Below are 17,962 nucleotides of genomic sequence, written 5' to 3'. Positions count from 1 at the left end.
ACGCCCTGCACCGGAACCGCCTTGATCTTGTCCTTGTTGGCATCGAGATAGCTGAAGCCGAAGATGCCGAGGCTCGTCGGGTTCTTGTCGAGCTTCGAGATGATGAGGTTATCATTCTCGCCCTGCTCGACATAATAGGGCGCGCCGCGCAGCGTCGTGCAGGTCGCCTCATGCTTGTCCTTGTCGCTGTCCTTCAGCGCCTTCATCTCGGCATTGGCGTCGCAGCCCTTGCCAAGGATCAGTTCCTTGAACGCATCATAGGTGCCGCTGGTCGACGGCGGGCCGAAGACCGAGATCGCGACCGCGGGAAGCGCGGGATTCACGTCCTTCCACGTCTTCGCGCTATTCGGCTTGCCATAGGGGTTCGCGGCCAGCGCCTTGTAGACATCTTCTTCCGACAGCTTGAAGCCGGGGCCGCGCTGTGCTTCGCCGAGCGCAATGCCGTCGATGCCGACCTGGATTTCGACGATCTCCTTCACGCCATTCTTGGCGCAGGTGTCGAATTCCTTCTTCTTGATGCGGCGCGATGCGTTCGCGATGTCGGGGGTGTCGCCGCCGACGCCGGCGCAAAAACGCTCGAAGCCGCCGCCGGTGCCCGTGCTGTCGATCTTGGGGGTCTTGTTGCCCGTCGCTTCGGCGAACTTCTCGCCGACCGCGGTGGCAAAGGGGTAGACGGTCGAGGACCCGACCGCGCTGATATAATCGCGCGCGCCGCCGCCCGAAGACGCCTGATCCTGGCACGCGGAAAGCGCCAGCGCGCACGTCGCGGCACCAGCGATAAGGGCGAATTTCTGGAACATCGGGGTAATCCTGTCGGGGGTCGTTACCGAACCAAGCCGCCACCCCCGCGGCGACTCGCTGAGCCGCCAATGGGGGTTTTGTGTGACGTGTTTGTGACAGAGATTGTCATATAAGTGTCATCATATCTCGGGGGGATTTCTATGCCCCAATTCTGAGATGGAGGTACGCGAACGATATTGACGTCCGTCGGACGCTGTGAGAACGCCGTCGCACGGTTGCGAGCGTTGCTGTGTGCGTCGATACTGCGCATGATTAGGGTACCAACCACATGACCAATCCGATTTACCGAATTGGAAAATCGTCACGTTGAGGAGGTTAGAACTGCTCGCAACCACCCCCGTCCCGCCGATCAAAATGATCCACAATAAAACGCAGTTGTCGCAGTTAATTGGTGTTCCAGTTGCTTATCTCAATGGTCGTGCATTTGTCGAGCCTCAGGCCAGCCTGTACTCTATCAAAAACCTTCGGAAAAGGAATGGAAGCGATCGTACGATATATGCCCCTTATTGGCCCCTTAAAAACATACAGTCAAAAATTCTTTTGCTTCTGTCTGATGTTTACCGACCAAGTAACAGGGTAAATGGATTCGTAAAGGGGCGAGGAATTAGAGAAAATGCTCGGCCTCATGTGGGTAAGAGAATAATTCTTAATTTAGATATTAAAGATTTTTTCGAATCTATAAATTTTGGTAGAGTGAGGGGGAGGTTGATGGCGCCTCCGTATTTATTTAGCAATGAAATAGCAACAACAGTGGCTCGCCTGTGTACGATTGATGGGGTTTTGCCAACCGGCGCTCCGACATCGCCTATACTTTCGAACATGATCTGCTCGAAGCTCGACTATGAGCTTACGAAACTGGGTAGAAAATATGGTTGCTTCTATACACGGTACGCCGATGACATAACGTTCTCGACGAATGGTAGGCGAATGCCGATCGGGCTAGCGACGATCGTCGCGGGCAAGGTTGTTCTTGGGTCAGAAATTTCGGATATTATAACGGGGAATGGTTTTAAGCCAAATTTAGACAAGACAAGACTTTTATTTGAGTTTGATCGTCAAGAAGTATGCGGCGTTACGTGCAACGAAAAGCTTAATGTGCGTAGGCCGTTTCTGCGAGATCTCCGAGGTATGCTGCATGCGTGGCGAAAATTCGGGCGAGAAAAGGCGGAAGCGGTTTGGCGAGAAAAGTACAATTTTCGCGGCGCTCAGCGTTTTGAGGCATCGGTTAAGGGGAAAATTCAGCATCTGATACACATTCGCGGTCCTCGCGACCGAGTCGTTAGCGCTGTAGTCGAGCAGTACAATGAGATGCCGGATCGCCAGTTGAAACAAATTTTGTATGAAGCTTACGTATCACCTGAGAGCGAGATAGAGAGGGGCGTGTGCGTAATCGAGTGTGGAGACGAGGAATCTTTGGAGTGGTCTCAAGGATCCGGGTTTGTTATTCCAGGTGGTCGCATCTTAACTAACGCTCATGTTATTACATTTAAACCAGAAGGTTGTTCTCCAAAGATATTCAGTGAAATTAGAGTTAAATTTCCACCAAATATTGACTTTCAGTTTGATATGACTGTTTCAGAAATTGATATGGACAAGGATATTGCTGTAATTGAACTAGCAGACAAGTCTCTTATTGGTATGTTGGAGATCAGGGAGCTAAAATTATCTTTTGGAGAGGTCTCGCGCGGAGATTCGGTTTTTGTTGCGGGATATCCAAGCTATAGCGATGGTGATGCCGTAAGCATTAGCTCTGCAAATGTTACGGGGTTTTCCAAGAAATTTGGGAATAGATTCTTTAAAATTAGCTCTATGGTGGTCCACGGGAATAGCGGCGGGCCAGTGTTAGATAACGAAAATAGCGTGATTGGGATTGCGACTCTCGGTGGAGCCCCGGACGATCCCAATCAAGCGTTGCTGAATGGCTGTATTCCAATGCACAGAGTGCAGGATTTCTTGTCGCTGTAGAACTCGAATTAAGAAATTTAAATTCATGATCCTCATCACCGGCCACGTCATCCTCACCCCCGGGCATCGCGAGCGCATGATCGCGCTTGGTGCCGAGCATAGCGCGCGGTCGCGCGAAGAGCCGGGATGTCTGGCGCATCATTGCCATGTCGATGTCGAAAACGAGCTGCGCCTCGTCTTCGTCGAGGAGTGGGAGAGCGTCGACGCGGTCCGCGCCCATTTCGCGCTGCCCGCCGCGCGCGCCTTCGTCGCCGACATGCGCGCGCTCTCGCCCGAGCCGCCTGCGATCCGCATTCATGCCGCCGAGGATGTCACCGCAAAGCTGATGGGGTAGGGGCTTCCAATCCGTTCCGATCGGTGCGCGCGGCCGATTTTTCTCTCGTCATGCCGGACTTGATCCGGCATCCACTCGTGCCAGTGTAGCGGGACCCCGGATCAAGTCCGGGGTGACGATTGGGAGGCGCGGGCCGGCGCTCGCGACGAGGGGGGCATATGAGCGCGTTCGAATTCACCATGTCGCTGTTCGGGCTGATCCTCGGCCTCGCGCTCGCCGAGGGGCTCGGCGGGCTGGCGCGCGCGCTGAAGGCCAGCCACCGCGTGCGCATCGGCTGGCCGACCGCGCTGCTCGGCCTGTTCGTATCGTGCGATGTCGTCACCTTCTGGATGTACGGCTGGGCGATGCGCGACGCCCTGCCGCTGAACTGGCCGGTGCTGTTCGGCGGCTTCCTCGTCACCGCGGTCTATTTCGTCGCCGCCAGCCTCGTCTTCCCCGACGATCCCGAGGCGTGGGAGGATCTGAACGGTCATTTCGACAAGCACCGGCGCAAGGTGATCGGCGGCATCTTCCTCTGCAACTTCGCGCTGATCGCCAGCGTCGTGGCGCTCGACGGACTGCCGTCCCTCGACCCGCGCCGGATCGTCATCACGTGGAGTTTCTTTCCCGTCGCGCTGCTCGCGATCTGGGCCAGGGACCGGCGGATCGTGTGCGCCTGCCTGATCTGGCTGATCCTGCTCTACCCGCTCTCGGCGGTATGGCATTGATTTCGCGGCGTCACTGCACCGCAGTGGTCTTGGCGACGACGCGCCATCCGGCATCGGTGCGATAGAGCAGCAACTGGTCGACATAAAGGTCGCCGCCGAATTGCAGTTCATAGGTGACCGCGCTCATCGACGGCGTCGCATCGCGGCGGTCGAGCACGCGCCCGGTGGCGGCGGGATCGGGCCGTGCCGCCCAGCCGCCGAGCACCTCGGCGAAGCGCCGGCAGTCGATCGGCGCCGCGCTGTCTCCGGCCAGCGAGCAGAATTGTCCATCGGGCAGGAACAGCGCCTGCAACCGCTCGACCTGCCCGGTGCGCAGCCCCTCGACATAGGCCTCGAGCGCGGCTTCGGGCGAGGATGGGGCTGGCGCCGCTATCGCGGGCGACGCCGTGAGCAGCGCCGCAGCGCAGGGCAGGACAAGGCGCGCTGGATCGAGGGGCATCGCATGAAACTCCCGCTGCAAATCATGCGCGCTTTTAGCTCCTCGCCGTCTATTTCTCCAGCAGCGGCGCCAGATACTGGCCGGTGAAACTGCGCTTCTCCTTCACCACCTGCTCGGGCGTCCCCGCCGCGACGATTTCGCCGCCCTTGACCCCGCCTTCGGGGCCGAGGTCGAGGATATAGTCGGCGGTCTTGATGACATCGAGATTATGCTCGATCACCACGACGCTGTTGCCCTGATCGACGAGCGCCTGCAGCACTTCGAGCAGCTTGCGGACATCCTCGAAATGCAGGCCCGTCGTCGGCTCGTCGAGGATGTAGAGCGTCTGCCCGGTCGAGCGGCGCGACAGTTCCTTGGCCAGCTTGACGCGCTGCGCTTCGCCCCCCGACAGCGTCGTCGCCTGCTGCCCGACCTTGATATAGCCGAGGCCGACGCGGACGAGCATCGCCATCTTCTCGCGGATCGCGGGCACCGCCTTGAAGAATTCGGCCGCATCCTCGACCGTCATGTCGAGCACGTCGGCGATGCTGTGGCCCTTGAACTTCACCTCGAGCGTTTCGCGGTTGTAGCGTTTGCCGTGGCACGTCTCGCACGTCACATAGACGTCGGGCAGGAAGTGCATCTCGATCTTGATGAGGCCGTCGCCGGTGCAGGTCTCGCAGCGTCCGCCCTTGACGTTGAAGCTGAAACGCCCTGGCTTGTATCCGCGCGCCTGGCTTTCGGGCAGCCCCGCGAACCAGTCGCGGATGATCGTGAAGGCGCCGGTGTATGTCGCCGGATTGCTGCGCGGGGTGCGGCCGATCGGCGACTGGTCGATGTCGATGACCTTGTCGCAATGCTCCAGCCCTTTCAGGCTGTCGTGCGGCCCCGCGATCATCCGCGCGCCGTTGAGCACGCGCGCCGCGCTGGCATAGAGGGTGTCGATGATCAGACTCGACTTGCCGCTGCCCGACAGGCCGGTCACGCAGGTGAAGGTGCCGAGCGGGATTTTCGCGGTGACATTCTGGAGATTGTTCGCGCGCGCGCCCTTGAGCACGAGGTCGAAGCCGTTGCCCTTGCGGCGATGCTTGGGAACCTCGATCTTCTTCGCGCCGGTCAGGTAGGCGGCGGTCAGGCTCTTGGTGTTCGCGAGCACTTCTTCGAGCGTCCCCTCGGCGACGATCTCGCCGCCGTGGAGGCCCGCGCCGGGACCCATGTCGACGACATAATCGGCGTGGCGGATCGCATCCTCGTCATGCTCGACGACGATGACGGTGTTGCCGAGGTCGCGCAGGCGTTTCAGCGTCGCGAGCAGCCGATCGTTGTCGCGCTGGTGGAGGCCGATGCTCGGCTCGTCGAGGACGTAGAGCACGCCCGACAGGCCGCTGCCGATCTGCGAGGCGAGGCGGATACGCTGGCTCTCGCCGCCGCTGAGCGTGCCCGAGGTGCGGTTGAGGTTGAGGTAATCGAGCCCGACATTGTTGAGGAAGCCGAGGCGTTCGTTGATCTCTTTCAGGATCGCTTTCGCGATCTGCCGCTGCGTGTCATTGAGCTTTTCGTCGAGCGTGCTGAACCAGCCGAGCGCGTCGGCGACCGAGCGCTGCGCCGACATGCTGATGTTCTCGCCCGCGATCTTCACCGCGAGCGGTTCGGGGCGAAGGCGCGCGCCGTGGCATGTTTCGCACGGATGCGGGGCCTGATATTTGCTCAGCTCCTCGCGCATCCACGCGCTCTCGGTCTGGAGCAGGCGGCGGTTGAGATTGCCGATCACGCCCTCGAACGCCTTGTGCGTCGTGTAACTGCGTTTACCATCCTTGAAGGTCAGTTCGACGGGTTTGCCGCCGCTGCCATAAAGGATGATCAACTGCACTTCGCCGGGCAGGTCTTGCCACGGCGTTGTGAGGTCAAAGCCATAGGCTTTGCCGAGGCTTTCGAGCACCTGCATATAATAAGGCGAGGGCGGGTTCGATTTCGCCCACGGCACGACCGCGCCCTTTTTCAGGCTCAGCGCATGGTTGGGGACGACGAGGTCGGGGTCGAACTCCTGCCGCTCGCCCAGCCCGTCGCACGCCGGGCACGCGCCCTGCGGGGCGTTGAAGCTGAACAGGCGCGGCTCGATCTCGGCGATCGTGAAGCCCGAGACGGGGCAGGCGAATTTTTCGGAGAAGATCAGCCGGTTCGCGGGGATGCCCGCGCCCTTCATCGCGCCGCCGGTGTCTTCCTCTTCGCGCCCCGGAACCGGGCCGTCGGCGAGATCGACATAGGCGAGCCCTTCGGCGAGCTTCAGCGCGGTCTCGAAACTGTCGGCGAGCCGCGTGCCGAGACCCTCGCGCACCGCAATGCGGTCGACGACGACCTCGATGTCATGCTTGTATTTCTTGTCGAGCGTCGGCGCGTCGCCGATCTCGTAGAATTCGCCGTCGATGCGGACGCGCGTGAAGCCGTCCTTCTGCCACTGCGCGAGCTCCTTCTTGTACTCGCCCTTGCGGCCGCGCACGACGGGGGCGAGCAGATAGGCGCGGGTGCCTTCGGGCAGCGCCATCACACGGTCGACCATGTCGGTGACCGTCTGCGCCGAAATCGGCTCACCGGTTGTGGGCGAATAGGGAATGCCGACGCGCGCCCACAGCAGGCGCATATAGTCGTAAATCTCGGTCACCGTCGCGACGGTCGAGCGCGGGTTCCGCGACGTCGTTTTCTGCTCGATGCTGATTGCCGGCGACAGCCCGTCGATATGCTCGACGTCGGGCTTCTGCATCATCTCGAGGAACTGGCGCGCGTAAGCCGACAGGCTTTCGACATAGCGCCGCTGGCCTTCGGCATAGATGGTGTCGAACGCGAGGCTCGACTTGCCGCTGCCCGACAGGCCTGTGATCACGATCAGCGCGTCGCGCGGCAGGTCCACGTCGACGCCCTTGAGATTATGCTCGCGCGCGCCGCGCACCGAAATGTGGGTGAGACTCATGGGAGGAGTATGTTCCAGATTTGTTCTTTGTGCGCAAGGGGCGCCACGCCGCAAAGATAGGGATGGGCGATCCGTGTCGCAATGGACAGGTTCCCGTGGCGGGCGGGAACTGTTGGACGATCGATACGTATAACACGCTGATCTAGAGGGAGGATCACAAGATGACAGTTTCGCGTTCCATGCTTGCCGGACTGGCGTTCGCCACACTCGGATTGGCGGCCTGCCAGCAGGAAGCCGCACCGCCTGCCGATAAAGCGGCTGCGCCCGAAACCGCGGCGCCGGGTGCGAGCGGGGGTGGGGTGCTTCGGGACGAGGTTATTCCCGAAGCGCCACCCGCGCCCTCCGCCATCCAGACGCAGCCGGGACCGGACGGCACCCGGTTCGCTTTGCTCAAGGCGGCGGTGACCGGCGACATCCTGACCGTGACGGTCAACTGCACGTCCGAAAAGAACAAATGGGTCTATCTGAAATTCGACGAGATCAGCGTCATCGACGACACCACATCGCAGCGCATCGGCGTGCTCCGGGACAATGCCGACGCATGGATGGGGTCGCCGCTCAACGGCAAGGACCGGATCGGCCTCGACTGCTCGCCCAACGGCGTGATCTGGGTCAAATTCCCCGCGCCGCCAGCGACCAGCCCGACCGTGTCGATCAATCTTCCCGGTGTTGCGCCGTTCGACGGAGTGACGGTCGCACGATGAGAGCGGCCATTGTCGTTATGGGCGGGCTGATGCTCGCGGCGGGCTGTTCCAAAGAAGAGAAGGCGGCCGATACCGGCGGCATAAGCGCAAGTGAGGCGACCGCACCGATATCGGCAGCCGGGGCTGAAACCGGCAACGGGGCCGCATCCGATAGTTCGCTGAGGGCCGATGTCAGCGCGCTCAACGCCGACAGCAGCGGCCTCAACGTCCGGATAACCGATATGGGCACGGTCATCGACCTCGCCACCGACGCGCTTTTCGAATTCGACCAATCGACCCTTACGTCCGACGCCGAGACCGAGCTCGAAAAGGCGGCGGAACTGATCCGCAGGTCGCCACCGGGCGCGATCCGGGTGATCGGGCATACCGACAGCAAGGGGGAGGGCGCCTATAACCAGAAACTCTCCGAAGCGCGGGCGAAGACGGTCGCGCAATGGTTCGAGCGGCAGGTTGGCGTGCGGCAGCGCGAGTTCGAGGTCTCCGGGAAAGGCGAAACTGCGCCAATCGCGCCCAACGAGATGGCGGACGGCTTGGACAATGCAGCGGGCAGGGCGAAGAATCGCCGGGTCGAAGTAATACTCCCGACGACAGCCCCTCCCGGCTGACGGCCTCGCCCCATTCTGCCGATACCGGCGCTGGGCCGGGAGCCGGCGACAAAAATCTACCAACATGACTTTTGGATCGACCAATGCCGGCCTGCTCACTTGACTGGTGCGCGGGGTGGCCGAAACTGGCGGCATATCGCCGGAACAGGGGCCGGCGCGGGAGATTTGAAATGAAGACATTTTTTGTTGGGGCGGCTACAGCTGCCTTGGCGGTCTCGCTGGCCGCAGGACCGGTGATCGCCCATGAGCCGCTGGCGGCCAACCTCGCCGAAAGCAACGAGACGGGAGAAGCGGAAGGGGCTTCGCTGACGGCGCTGACCTTCGGCAAGTGGGGCGTCGACCTTGGCGCGCGCGACACTTCGGTGAAGCCCGGCGACGATTTCGACAAATATGCCAACGGGGGCTGGTTTGCACGCACGGAAATTCCGTCGGATCAAGCGTCCGCAGGGGTCGACTACGACGTTTACAACCTGACCCAGCGCCAGCTCCGCGCCGTGGTCGCGGGTGCGCCGGCGACGACGCAGGTCGGCGGGCTGTATCAAAGCTTCATGGACGAGGCGCGGGTTGAAGGGCTGGGCGCGAAACCGCTGATGGCCGATCTCGCCACGGTCAACGCGATCAAGGACAAGAGCGCGATGGCGCGCTTCATGGGCGGAACGCAAGGTACGTTCGGATCGACGATCGTCAGCGGCGGGCCCTATGCCGACACCGCCGATCCGACCGTCAACGTCCTGTGGCTGGGGCAGGCGGGGCTTGGGCTACCCGAACGCGACTATTATCTGAACGCCAGTTTCAAGCCGCAGCGCGATGCCTATCGCGCCTATATCGCGCGGACCATGAAGATGGCGGGCAACGCCGAGTCCGAAAAGGCGGCCGACGCGATCATGGCGTTCGAGACCGAAATCGCGAAAGTCAGCTGGGCAATCGCCGACCGCCGCGACATCGGCAAGATCAACAATCCGATGTCGTCGGACGAACTCGCCGCCTACGCACCCGGCCTCGACTGGAAAGCGTGGTTCGAAGGCGCTGGCATCGCGCCGCAGAAGCGGATCATCGTCAACGAAAAGACCGCCGTGCGCGACATCGCCGCGCTCTATGCCACGACCCCGCTCGACACGATCAAGTTGTGGCAGCAGTTCCACGTAGCCGACAATGCGGCGATCTATCTGTCGAAAGCCTTCGTCGACAGCCGCTTCGAATATACCAAGGCGCTGAGCGGCGTAGGCGAACTCCGCCCGCGCTGGAAACGCGGGCTGACGCTGGTCGATGGAAGTCTCGGCGAACTGGTCGGTGAAACCTATTCGAAGCAATATTTCCCGGCGAGCGCCAAGGCGAAGATGGAAGTGCTCGTCGGCAATCTGAAGCTCGCGATGGGCGACCGGATTCGCGGTAACAGCTGGATGGCGCCCGCGACCAAGGAAGCCGCGCTGGCGAAGCTGGCGAAGATGGATGTCATGGTCGGCTATCCCGACAAATGGCGCGACTATTCGGGGCTGAAGATCGATCCGGCCGATCTTTACGGCAATGTGAAGCGCAGCGCGGCGTTCGAATATGCCTATACCCTGTCAGACCTGAACAAGCCCGTCGACCGCAAGAAATGGGCGATGAACCCGCAGGAAGTGAATGCTTATAATGGCGGGCTGGAGAACAAGATCGTGTTCCCGGCCGGGATATTGCAGGCGCCCTATTTCAGCGAAAGCGTTGACGATGCGGTCAATTATGGCGCGATCGGCGCGGTGATCGGCCACGAGATCACGCATGGCTTTGACGATCAGGGCCGCAAGATCGACGCCGGCGGCGCAGTGCGCGACTGGTGGACCGCCGAGGACGCGGCGCGCTTCGAAGCGCAAGCCAAGGCGTTCGGCGCGCAATATGCGACCTATGAGGCGGCGCCGGGCGCCTTCATCAATCCCGACCTGACGATGGGTGAGAATATCGCCGATCTGGCGGGGCTCGAGGTCGCCTATGACGCCTACTACCGTTCGCTCGGCGGCAAGCCCGCGCCCGTCATCGACGGGCTGACCGGCGACCAGCGCTTCTTCCTCGCCTTTGCGCAGGCGTGGCGCGACAAGGCGCGTGACGATGCGATCAAACAGCAGGTGGCGAGCGACCCGCACAGCCCGGCACGCTGGCGCATTATCGGGCCGGTGCGCAACATCGACGCGTGGTACAAGGCCTTCAGCGTCGAGGCGGGCGCCAAATATTATCTGAAGCCCGAAGCGCGGACAAGGATCTGGTAAGTCCTGAGGCCCCTTTCTCAGGATGCGGCGGGGGCGGCTTCGTGCCGTCCCCGTACAGCCATCGCCGTCAGTGACAATGCTGCGCCGGTAATAACGAACAGCGCGGGAAAGCCGCCCAGCACCGACATCATGCGGATGCCATCGATGCCGCCGCCGGCGACCAGCACGATCGCCACCAAGCCCACGGTGATGCCCCATACGGCCTGGATGCCGAGCGGGGCCTCCGGCGCGTCGGGGGAAATGCCCCGGGTGGAGAGCGCGCTCATCGCCGAGACGTTGGCGTCTGCGCCCGCGACATAGGAGAGGAAGATTGCGAACAGCACGATCCCGGCAACGACAGGACCACCACCGAGCGCACTGAACAACCGGAACAGCACGGGATCGGGTCCCTGAGCGGTCAGGATGGCGTAAAGGCTTGCGCCGCTTTGCTGGTCGAAAGCGATGGTCGCGCCCGCGATCGCCGTCATCCATACTGCCCCGAACAACGACGGCAGGATCAGATTGTACATGATGAAGGCGCGGACGCTATACCCGACGGCAAGCCGGCCAAGGAACAGCGCGGTCACCGGTGCCCAGGCAAACCAGTTGGCCCAGTTGAAGATGGTCCATTGGCGGTGCCAGCCGGTATCGACGTCGAGGCCGAGGTTGCGCGGAATGAAGGTCCGGAAATAATCTGCCGTTCCGCGCAGCGACAGGTCGAACATGTCGGCGGTCGGTCCGGCAACCAAAACGAAGGCGATGATCGCGAAAAAGATCCAGGTGTTGAGCACCGACAGGCCCGCAATGCCTTTTTGGAGGCCGGTTGCGGCCGAAATCAGGAAGCTCGCGACGATTGCAATTGCGATGACCCAGCGCAGTCCGGTCCCGCCGTCAAAGCCCCCGATCCCTTCGATCCCGCCCGCGAGCGCGAGCAGGCCGGCGCCGAGCGAGGCTGCCATGCCCGCGACCAGCGCATAGAGGCAGATGATGTCGATGCCGGTACCGACCGGACCGTGCGCACGCTGCCCGATCAGCGGGACGAAGAGCGACGACAGGCTGAACGGTTCGCGCCGGTTGTAATAGACGAGCGCGAAGGCGAGGCCGGCCACCGTGTAGATGGCATAGGGGGTCAGCGTCCAGTGCAGGAACATCGTCGACATGGCAAAGGTCGCTGCGGCATCGCTGCCCGGCTCAAGCCCCAGCATCGCGGGTGGATCGTTGAGGTGGAACAGCGGTTCGGCGGCGCCCCAAAAGAGGATGCCGGTGGCGATCGTGGTGCAGAGCGTGACCGCGAACCAGCGCCAGCGGGTCAATATCGGTTTCGCGTCCGGTCCCCCGATGATCCGTCCGCCGAGAGGGGAGAGCGCGATGGCGGCAAGGAGCGCGAGGAAGCCGATTCCCGACCACGCGAAGAGCGGTGAAAAGTTGCCCAGAATCCAGTCGTTGATCGCCGTTTCCGCCGCAACAACGGCCGCACCCTGCCAGAGGCTCAGAACCACGGCAGCGAGCAATACTGCTAGCGGCGTGAAAAATACCGGACGATTGACGGGATGCTTCGGTGATGCTGGCAAATGATCGGCCGATCGGACATGATGAGAAGCTCCAGCATGACGATTGCCTCGGCCAAGGTCAATTCGCCGGCGGGAACGGGCGGTCGGACAAAGCGTTGGACCGGCAGAGCAGTTGATTGAAGGAGATGTTCCGATGACCAGAGCGATATTGGCTGCCGCCGCCGCGTTTGCGCTGCTTGGTTCGGGCCCGGCGGCGGCCTTCCAGACTCCGGCGGACACCCCCGCCGCCCCCGCCGGCGCGGAAAAGAAGGCGCCCGACGGCACCACCCCCGAAGAGCGTTCGAATACCGCGCGACTGAACGCCGAACAGGCGTCGCGATCGAGGGCGGACAACACGACGTACGAACAGGAAGTGTCGGCAGCGCAACAGCAGGTCGCGCACGATCAGGAGCAGTTCGTCGAGGAAACCGCCGCCTATGAAGCCGAAAAGGCCCGTGTTGCCGCGATGTCGGCCGAAGAGCGCATCAAATGGGAGGCCGACGTCGCTGCATGCAAGGCCGGTGACACGACCCGCTGCGCAAAACCGGTGACGCCACCGCGCTGAGGCGTCAATCGGTTACAGGCGGCAGCGGCGTTTCGTCACCTGACGGGATATCGTCTGCCGGCAAGGCGGCGGGTACGGATTATGATCGCTTTGCCGTGCCCTCGTCCTGTGGTGCGGGGTCGCGAAAGCGGCCGCCGTAACGATAATCGTCGTCCGGTTCGACCGGTGTCGGGGGATCGAGGTCGATCGCGCCGAGTTCGCGAAACTCCTCGCCCATCCGTTGGTCACGATGCGCACGCAACCGGGCGGCGACGCCATAGCTGTCGGCGCAGTCGGTACAGGGTGGTGCCGCTTTGCCCTGTGGGACGAGCGCGTCGGGATTCGCGCTGAGGCGCGAATAGGAAGGAGCCTCGACCAGCAGGCCTCTCGCACGGTTTCCCACGACCAGTTCGCCGAGCAGCAGCCCGCCGCCGGCCCCGATCAACAGCAGCAGCGACCAGCGCAGCAACCGCAAAGCGCCGCGGTTCCGACTCGCGGCGGAATATCCGATCCTCGCCATGCGCAATCATGGCCACGGCGGCATGCCGGTTGCAAGCTCCGGTCTGCAGTCGACGCCGACGGCCGGCCATTGGTCGATGCATCAGCGCGCTTCGTCCTCTCAGTCGACACCGCGTCGGGGCCGGTCGAACCCCGCGTGATTCTGCGCCGCGATGCGCGCATTCAGAAGCTGCGGGATGCGGAGGGTGCAGGTCTCCCCGGTCCGGTCCTCTGCATCCCGCATCCCGTCTCCCCCGAAGAGAGGATTTCCCCATGGCGAAACTTTCCCTGATCCTGCTTTTGATGCCTGCCGTGCTTATCGGCACTTCGGCCGCCGCCGCGGCGGAAACCGCCGACAATCCGCATAGCGTCGCCGTGCAATATCACGACCTGAATCTCGCAAACGCTGAGGGACGCACAGAGCTCAATGCCCGCGTCAAATCGGCCGTAAAGACGGTGTGCGGCAGTCGGCACAGCGTTCGGTGGACGCTGGCCGATCATGCGGTGGTCAATCGCTGCGAGGCGGCAGCGCAGGCCGACGCCGATGTAAAGCTGACCACGCTGTTCAACGGCAACGGTGCGCGGCTGGCCGATCGCGGCACGATCGTGGTCGCCGCGGCTCCCTGACGAACGCAAACCCGAGCAGAACAGGCGGTCATGCCCCGAGGGCATGGCCGCCTTTGTCGCTCAGCCCTGCATGATCGCCTTGACGTCGTGAAGATAGGTGCGTCCGATGCGGTGGATGCCGCCTTCGCCCAAGTCGACGCTCCACGCGCCGTCGCCATGATGTTTCAGACCGGTAATGCCGTCGCGGCGTACCATCTTCGAGCGGTGGATACGCATGAACTGGTCGGGATTCATGCGGGCTTCCAGTGATTTGATCGTCTGGTGAATCAGCCAGCTGCGCGCGCCGACGTGCAGACGCATATAGTCGCGCTCGGCCTCGATCAGATCGACCTGCGCTGCGTCGATGCGGAGCATTTCACCGCGGTTCTGGACCCAGAACTCGTTGATCCACTTGCTTTTCTTCCTCGCTCCACCGCGATCTGTCGCACGCCATTCGCGCACGCGCGACAAGGCACGGGCCAGCCGGTCGGGCGAGACGGGTTTCAGCAGATAGTCGACCGCCGCGACGTCGAATGCGGCAACGGCGTAGCGGTCGAACGCGGTAACGAAGACCACCGCCGGCGGGTTGTCGAGCGCGTCGATCGCAGCGGCGACTTCGAGCCCGTTGAGGTCGGGCATCGCGATATCGCAGATCACGAGGTCGGGCACGAGGGCGTCGACCATGCGCAGCGCCGACGCGCCGTCGCTGGCGGTACCGACGAGCAGGATGCCGTCTTGCTGTCCTGTCAGGATCTGTAGCCGTTCGATCGCGAGCGGTTCGTCGTCAACAATCAGGGTACGAAGCGTTTGCATCATCGTCAGCAATCCCTTGCCAATGGCAGCCAGAGCGACACGGCGAAGCCGCCATCATCCGAGGGACCCCACTCGCATCCGGCTGAGGGGCCATAACGCGTCAGCAGCCGTTCGCGCACGTTGCCGAGGCCAAGCCCGGTCCCCGAATCGGGTACGGGCGCCTTGGGGTCGATGTCATTTTCGATGCGGAGTACCAGCAGGCCATATTCGGCGCTGGCGGTGAGGCGGATGGCGATCCGGCCCTTGCTGGGCGCGACGCCATATTTGATCGCATTCTCGATGATCGGTTGCAGGATCAGGACCGGCACGCACGCATTTTCCAGTTCCCGCGGCATCGTCACCTCGACCTGCAGGCGATCGGGAAAGCGCACCTGTTCGATGTCGAGATAGAGCCGCTGGAGCGCGATTTCCTCGTCGAGGCTGACGAGCTGTTCGGGATCGACCGCGAGGCTCGAGCGGAGAAAGGACGAAAGATTCATGATCATCGTCTCGGCTTCGGCCTTCGATCCGCGCAGGACGAGCGTCGACAGTGAATTCAGCGTGTTGAACAGGAAGTGCGGGTTGACTTGGTAGTGGAGCGCTCGGAGCTGCGCGGTTTGCGCCTCGAGGCGGAAATGATTGGCGCGCCGTTCGACCGCGCGCATTTCATTGGCATAACCGAAGGCGACATAGAGCGCTGCCCACACCGCGAAGAAGAAATACCAGCGGATAGAGCTGTCGAGGATCAGGACGATTTCCCAGGCGACGGGGAATTTCGACTGCACCTCGTCGACGATTTTTGCCGCGTCGGGACCGGGGAACCAGTAGAAAAAGACGAACAGGTTGATCGTGGCATAGATGACCACCAGCGGTATGGCGGCGCCCATCGCGGCGGCAAGGCGCGCGCCGAAACTTTGCGGCTGGGCGCGCTGGAGCAGCTGATAGAGGACGAAAGTGCATAATATGCCGGCGACCACGACGATCGCGCGGCGTCCCGCATAGGACCATTGCTCGGTCGCGCCGGTGAGCATCGCGAGACCGGTGGTGATCAGGAAATAGATCAGCCACATCGCAATGATCGACCCGATCGCGACGCGCGGATTGACGCGGGCATCGGATGCCCGCCAGTCGGGAGCCGCCGCCAGCATTTTCGCGCGCTGGTCGCGCAGCGCGTCCTTACGGATGTTCGTATTCATCGGGACCGCTTTAGCGTCAAACGCGGCGCCAACGCTAGCGGTCGCCGGGTCGCCAGTCGAAGCTGCGCGCGCCTTGGTCGAAAGCCGGACGCCGGTCAGGCGGTGGGTTGCGGCAACGTGCGGCGCCAGTTGCCGCGCTTGTAGATCGCCCAGGCCATCGCCAGCGAAGCAACCGAAGAGAGCGGAAAACTCCACCACAATATGTCGCTGCCGACCGCGGGATAGCCGAAATAATAGATACCGAGGCGGATCGGGAACATCGACAGGAAAAGGATGACGAGCGGCGGCACGACTGATCCGTTGGCACGCAACGTGCTGATGAGGACGATCGTCGTGCCGAAAGGCAGGAAGGTCCAGGTTGCGATCAGCTGAATGTGGCGCGAAACCTCGATCGCCGGGCTCTCGCTGCCGAGGAACAGAGCGAGCGCGGCGCGGTCGAACAGCAGGAGCAGGCCGATCAGCACGCTTGTCATCGCGAGGTTGATCGCGATGCCGCTGTTCGTCACCGACGATACGCGGTCCCAGCGCCCGGCGCCGATATTCTGCGCTGCCATCGAACTGACTGCGGCGCCGACTGCGAGCGCGGGCATCTGGATATAATTCCACAGCTGCAGCGTCGCGCCATAGGCGGCGGCGGTAACGAGCCCCTCGCGGTTGACCAGCCCGATCATGACGAGCCCGGCGCCCGAAATGACCAGCATTTGCGCGCCCATCGGCAGGCCGCGACCGATGATGAAGCGCAGCTCGCTCCACTTGGGATAAAGATAGGATAGCTCGCGGCCGCGGAGGCGGAGGACGTGGTTCTTCGCATAGAACCAGCCGATCATGCCCGCGAGGCTGATCGTTCCGGCGGCAGCGGTGGCGAGCGCGCTACCTGCGATGCCGAGGCGCGGGAAGGGGCCGAGGCCGAGGATCAGCACCGGATTGAAGACGATATCGAGGACGACCGCGAGGATCATGAAGCGGAGCGGCGTCACCGCATCGCCCGCGCCGCGCGACGCCATCATCAGCGTTACCGACAGCATCGAGGCGGGGACGGCGAGGAAGGTCACGCGCAGATAATCGTGCGCGAGCGCGAAGGCTTCGGGCGGTGTTTCGAGCCAGCGCAATATGCGGTCCGATGCGAACCAGCCGACGATCGCGATGACGACCGAGAAGATCAGCGCTAGGCCGACTACGCCGCCGGTCGCGCGGCGTGCCGCATCGACGTCGCCGCGCCCCATCGACTGGCCGATCAGCACCGTCGCCGCCATGCCGAAACCGAAGAAGGCGCCGAACATCAGGAACATGATGATGTTCGCGTTGGCGGTCGCGGCGAGTGCGCCTTCGCCGAGGAACTGGCCGACCCAGATCGAGTTCACCGATCCCGACAGCGTCTGGAGAATGTTCGATGCGAGGGTCGGCAGCGCGAAGAGGATCAGCGTTTTGGTGATCGGTCCCTGCGTCAGATCCATCCGCCCACCGCTGCGCGCGGTCTGGCGCGGCGGGACCGGGCTCGCAGCGGGGTCCGCCGCCGCGGCGACGGGGGTAGGGGTGACGGGGGAGTCTTCGGTCACTGCGGAAACGCCGTCACTCGGGGCCGCCTTCGAGGTCGCCCGTGCACTGGAGCTCGGGATCCTTTTTCGCCGCGCGTTCGAATTCGCGGGTTTGCTTCGTGATGCCGGGGAAGAGCCGGTCGGGAGTGATATGATAGGATGTGATGAGCGTCGCAGCCCAGGCGTAATGGCGCACGCCGGCCGCGCAGCTGTCGCTGCCGCCGTCGCCTTCACCCCAGACGGTGCGCCAGTTCGCCTTGCCGTCGCGCGTCAGAATGACCCTGAAGCCGCCGATCGCGCCATTGTCACCCTCGGCATAGGCGATCGCGCGATCGCCGTCGCGCCACACCCGGAGGTGGCGAAAGGTGAAACGGAAATCGGGGTGCGAGCGCAGCGCATCGAGGATCGCCTTGCGTTCGGCGCTGCCGACGACGGGCGTGTGCGGGGCGCCTTCGCTTGCAGGGAGCGGCGCCGCGAACAGCAGCGCCGTCGTCAGAAGCGGAGCCCGCCAGCCGCGCATCAC

Annotated in this window: 17 protein-coding genes; 8 read left to right on the top strand and 9 right to left on the bottom strand. The window is 62.8% G+C overall.

Translation table 11 applies throughout. The features are described from left to right. The coding region (locus tag VN047_RS22305) for a substrate-binding domain-containing protein (RefSeq protein ID WP_325546618.1) at positions 1 to 800 on the bottom strand (800 nt) is incomplete at its 3' end. Between the two features lie 355 nt (positions 801 to 1,155). Here VN047_RS22305 and VN047_RS22300 point away from each other — a divergent pair. The 3 genes from VN047_RS22300 (at position 1,156) to VN047_RS22290 (ending at position 3,807) form a co-directional block, all read left to right on the top strand. Next, the gene (locus VN047_RS22300) at positions 1,156 to 2,766 is read left to right on the top strand and encodes a trypsin-like peptidase domain-containing protein (protein WP_325546616.1); all 1,611 of its coding nucleotides are present in this window, start codon (positions 1,156 to 1,158) and stop codon (positions 2,764 to 2,766) included. Positions 2,767 to 2,791: 25 nt separating this feature from the next. Next, positions 2,792 to 3,100, top strand: a complete 309-nt coding sequence (locus tag VN047_RS22295; protein ID WP_325546614.1) for a putative quinol monooxygenase — start codon at positions 2,792 to 2,794, stop codon at positions 3,098 to 3,100. A gap of 158 nt (positions 3,101 to 3,258) precedes the next feature. Then, positions 3,259 to 3,807, top strand: coding sequence for a hypothetical protein (locus VN047_RS22290; protein WP_325546613.1), 549 nt, complete (start codon positions 3,259 to 3,261; stop codon positions 3,805 to 3,807). 10 nt (positions 3,808 to 3,817) lie between these two features. On the opposite strand, the gene VN047_RS22285 is transcribed toward VN047_RS22290, so the two are convergent. Then, positions 3,818 to 4,246: a nuclear transport factor 2 family protein gene (locus VN047_RS22285; RefSeq protein WP_325546611.1), complete on the bottom strand. Its 429-nt coding sequence runs from the start codon at positions 4,244 to 4,246 to the stop codon at positions 3,818 to 3,820. 49 nt (positions 4,247 to 4,295) lie between these two features. Next, positions 4,296 to 7,190 carry an excinuclease ABC subunit UvrA gene (gene uvrA, locus VN047_RS22280; RefSeq protein ID WP_325546609.1) on the bottom strand — a complete coding sequence of 965 codons (2,895 nt, stop codon included), beginning with the start codon at positions 7,188 to 7,190 and terminating at the stop codon, positions 4,296 to 4,298. Positions 7,191 to 7,351: 161 nt separating this feature from the next. Between uvrA and VN047_RS22275 the strand changes: the two genes are divergently transcribed. The 3 genes from VN047_RS22275 to VN047_RS22265 all read left to right on the top strand — a co-directional run bounded on the left by VN047_RS22275 (position 7,352) and on the right by VN047_RS22265 (position 10,739). Further along, positions 7,352 to 7,894, top strand: a complete 543-nt coding sequence (locus tag VN047_RS22275) for a hypothetical protein (RefSeq protein ID WP_325546607.1) — start codon at positions 7,352 to 7,354, stop codon at positions 7,892 to 7,894. Next, the gene (locus tag VN047_RS22270) at positions 7,891 to 8,499 is read left to right on the top strand and encodes an OmpA family protein (protein WP_325546605.1); all 609 of its coding nucleotides are present in this window, start codon (positions 7,891 to 7,893) and stop codon (positions 8,497 to 8,499) included. Before VN047_RS22275 ends, VN047_RS22270 begins: the two co-directional genes overlap by 4 nt. A gap of 170 nt (positions 8,500 to 8,669) precedes the next feature. Continuing rightward, a complete protein-coding gene (locus tag VN047_RS22265; protein WP_325546603.1) occupies positions 8,670 to 10,739 on the top strand; it encodes a M13 family metallopeptidase in 2,070 nt (689 codons plus the stop codon). A 17-nt stretch (positions 10,740 to 10,756) separates the two neighbouring features. Here VN047_RS22265 and VN047_RS22260 read toward each other — a convergent pair whose 3' ends face one another. Beyond that, positions 10,757 to 12,289 (bottom strand): BCCT family transporter, encoded by a 1,533-nt coding sequence (locus VN047_RS22260; protein ID WP_325546601.1) that lies wholly within the window; start codon positions 12,287 to 12,289, stop codon positions 10,757 to 10,759. A gap of 133 nt (positions 12,290 to 12,422) precedes the next feature. Between VN047_RS22260 and VN047_RS22255 the strand changes: the two genes are divergently transcribed. Beyond that, positions 12,423 to 12,833: a hypothetical protein gene (locus VN047_RS22255; protein WP_325546599.1), complete on the top strand. Its 411-nt coding sequence runs from the start codon at positions 12,423 to 12,425 to the stop codon at positions 12,831 to 12,833. Between the two features lie 79 nt (positions 12,834 to 12,912). On the opposite strand, the gene VN047_RS22250 is transcribed toward VN047_RS22255, so the two are convergent. Next, positions 12,913 to 13,332: a hypothetical protein gene (locus VN047_RS22250; protein WP_325546597.1), complete on the bottom strand. Its 420-nt coding sequence runs from the start codon at positions 13,330 to 13,332 to the stop codon at positions 12,913 to 12,915. A 251-nt stretch (positions 13,333 to 13,583) separates the two neighbouring features. Between VN047_RS22250 and VN047_RS22245 the strand changes: the two genes are divergently transcribed. After that, complete coding sequence (locus tag VN047_RS22245; protein WP_325546595.1) at positions 13,584 to 13,937, top strand: UrcA family protein; 354 nt, start codon at positions 13,584 to 13,586, stop codon at positions 13,935 to 13,937. Between the two features lie 60 nt (positions 13,938 to 13,997). Here the strand turns inward: VN047_RS22245 and VN047_RS22240 are convergent, their stop codons facing one another. From VN047_RS22240 to VN047_RS22225, 4 genes are all read right to left on the bottom strand, one after another. Beyond that, positions 13,998 to 14,732: a response regulator transcription factor gene (locus tag VN047_RS22240; RefSeq protein WP_325546593.1), complete on the bottom strand. Its 735-nt coding sequence runs from the start codon at positions 14,730 to 14,732 to the stop codon at positions 13,998 to 14,000. A 2-nt stretch (positions 14,733 to 14,734) separates the two neighbouring features. Beyond that, positions 14,735 to 15,904 (bottom strand): sensor histidine kinase, encoded by a 1,170-nt coding sequence (locus tag VN047_RS22235; protein WP_325546591.1) that lies wholly within the window; start codon positions 15,902 to 15,904, stop codon positions 14,735 to 14,737. 95 nt (positions 15,905 to 15,999) lie between these two features. Further along, a complete protein-coding gene (locus VN047_RS22230) occupies positions 16,000 to 17,460 on the bottom strand; it encodes an MATE family efflux transporter (protein WP_325546589.1) in 1,461 nt (486 codons plus the stop codon). 13 nt (positions 17,461 to 17,473) lie between these two features. Next, on the bottom strand, positions 17,474 to 17,962 hold a 489-nt coding region (locus VN047_RS22225; RefSeq protein ID WP_325546587.1), incomplete at its 5' end, for a hypothetical protein.

This window comes from Sphingopyxis sp. (genome assembly GCF_035565275.1).
Lineage (GTDB): Bacteria > Pseudomonadota > Alphaproteobacteria > Sphingomonadales > Sphingomonadaceae > Sphingopyxis.
Note: the sequence above shows the minus strand (reverse complement) of the source record. Positions and strands in the feature narration are given on the sequence as shown.

Coding starts and splice junctions, on each gene's coding strand:
- uvrA (WP_325546609.1), bottom strand. CDS start 7,190: ATGAGTCTCACCCACATTTCGGTGCGCGGCGCGCGCGAGCATAATCTC.
- VN047_RS22300 (WP_325546616.1), top strand. CDS start 1,156: ATGATCCACAATAAAACGCAGTTGTCGCAGTTAATTGGTGTTCCAGTT.
- VN047_RS22245 (WP_325546595.1), top strand. CDS start 13,584: ATGGCGAAACTTTCCCTGATCCTGCTTTTGATGCCTGCCGTGCTTATC.
- VN047_RS22235 (WP_325546591.1), bottom strand. CDS start 15,904: ATGAATACGAACATCCGTAAGGACGCGCTGCGCGACCAGCGCGCGAAA.
- VN047_RS22240 (WP_325546593.1), bottom strand. CDS start 14,732: ATGATGCAAACGCTTCGTACCCTGATTGTTGACGACGAACCGCTCGCG.
- VN047_RS22250 (WP_325546597.1), bottom strand. CDS start 13,332: ATGGCGAGGATCGGATATTCCGCCGCGAGTCGGAACCGCGGCGCTTTG.
- VN047_RS22285 (WP_325546611.1), bottom strand. CDS start 4,246: ATGCCCCTCGATCCAGCGCGCCTTGTCCTGCCCTGCGCTGCGGCGCTG.
- VN047_RS22290 (WP_325546613.1), top strand. CDS start 3,259: ATGAGCGCGTTCGAATTCACCATGTCGCTGTTCGGGCTGATCCTCGGC.
- VN047_RS22270 (WP_325546605.1), top strand. CDS start 7,891: ATGAGAGCGGCCATTGTCGTTATGGGCGGGCTGATGCTCGCGGCGGGC.
- VN047_RS22255 (WP_325546599.1), top strand. CDS start 12,423: ATGACCAGAGCGATATTGGCTGCCGCCGCCGCGTTTGCGCTGCTTGGT.
- VN047_RS22275 (WP_325546607.1), top strand. CDS start 7,352: ATGACAGTTTCGCGTTCCATGCTTGCCGGACTGGCGTTCGCCACACTC.
- VN047_RS22295 (WP_325546614.1), top strand. CDS start 2,792: ATGATCCTCATCACCGGCCACGTCATCCTCACCCCCGGGCATCGCGAG.
- VN047_RS22265 (WP_325546603.1), top strand. CDS start 8,670: ATGAAGACATTTTTTGTTGGGGCGGCTACAGCTGCCTTGGCGGTCTCG.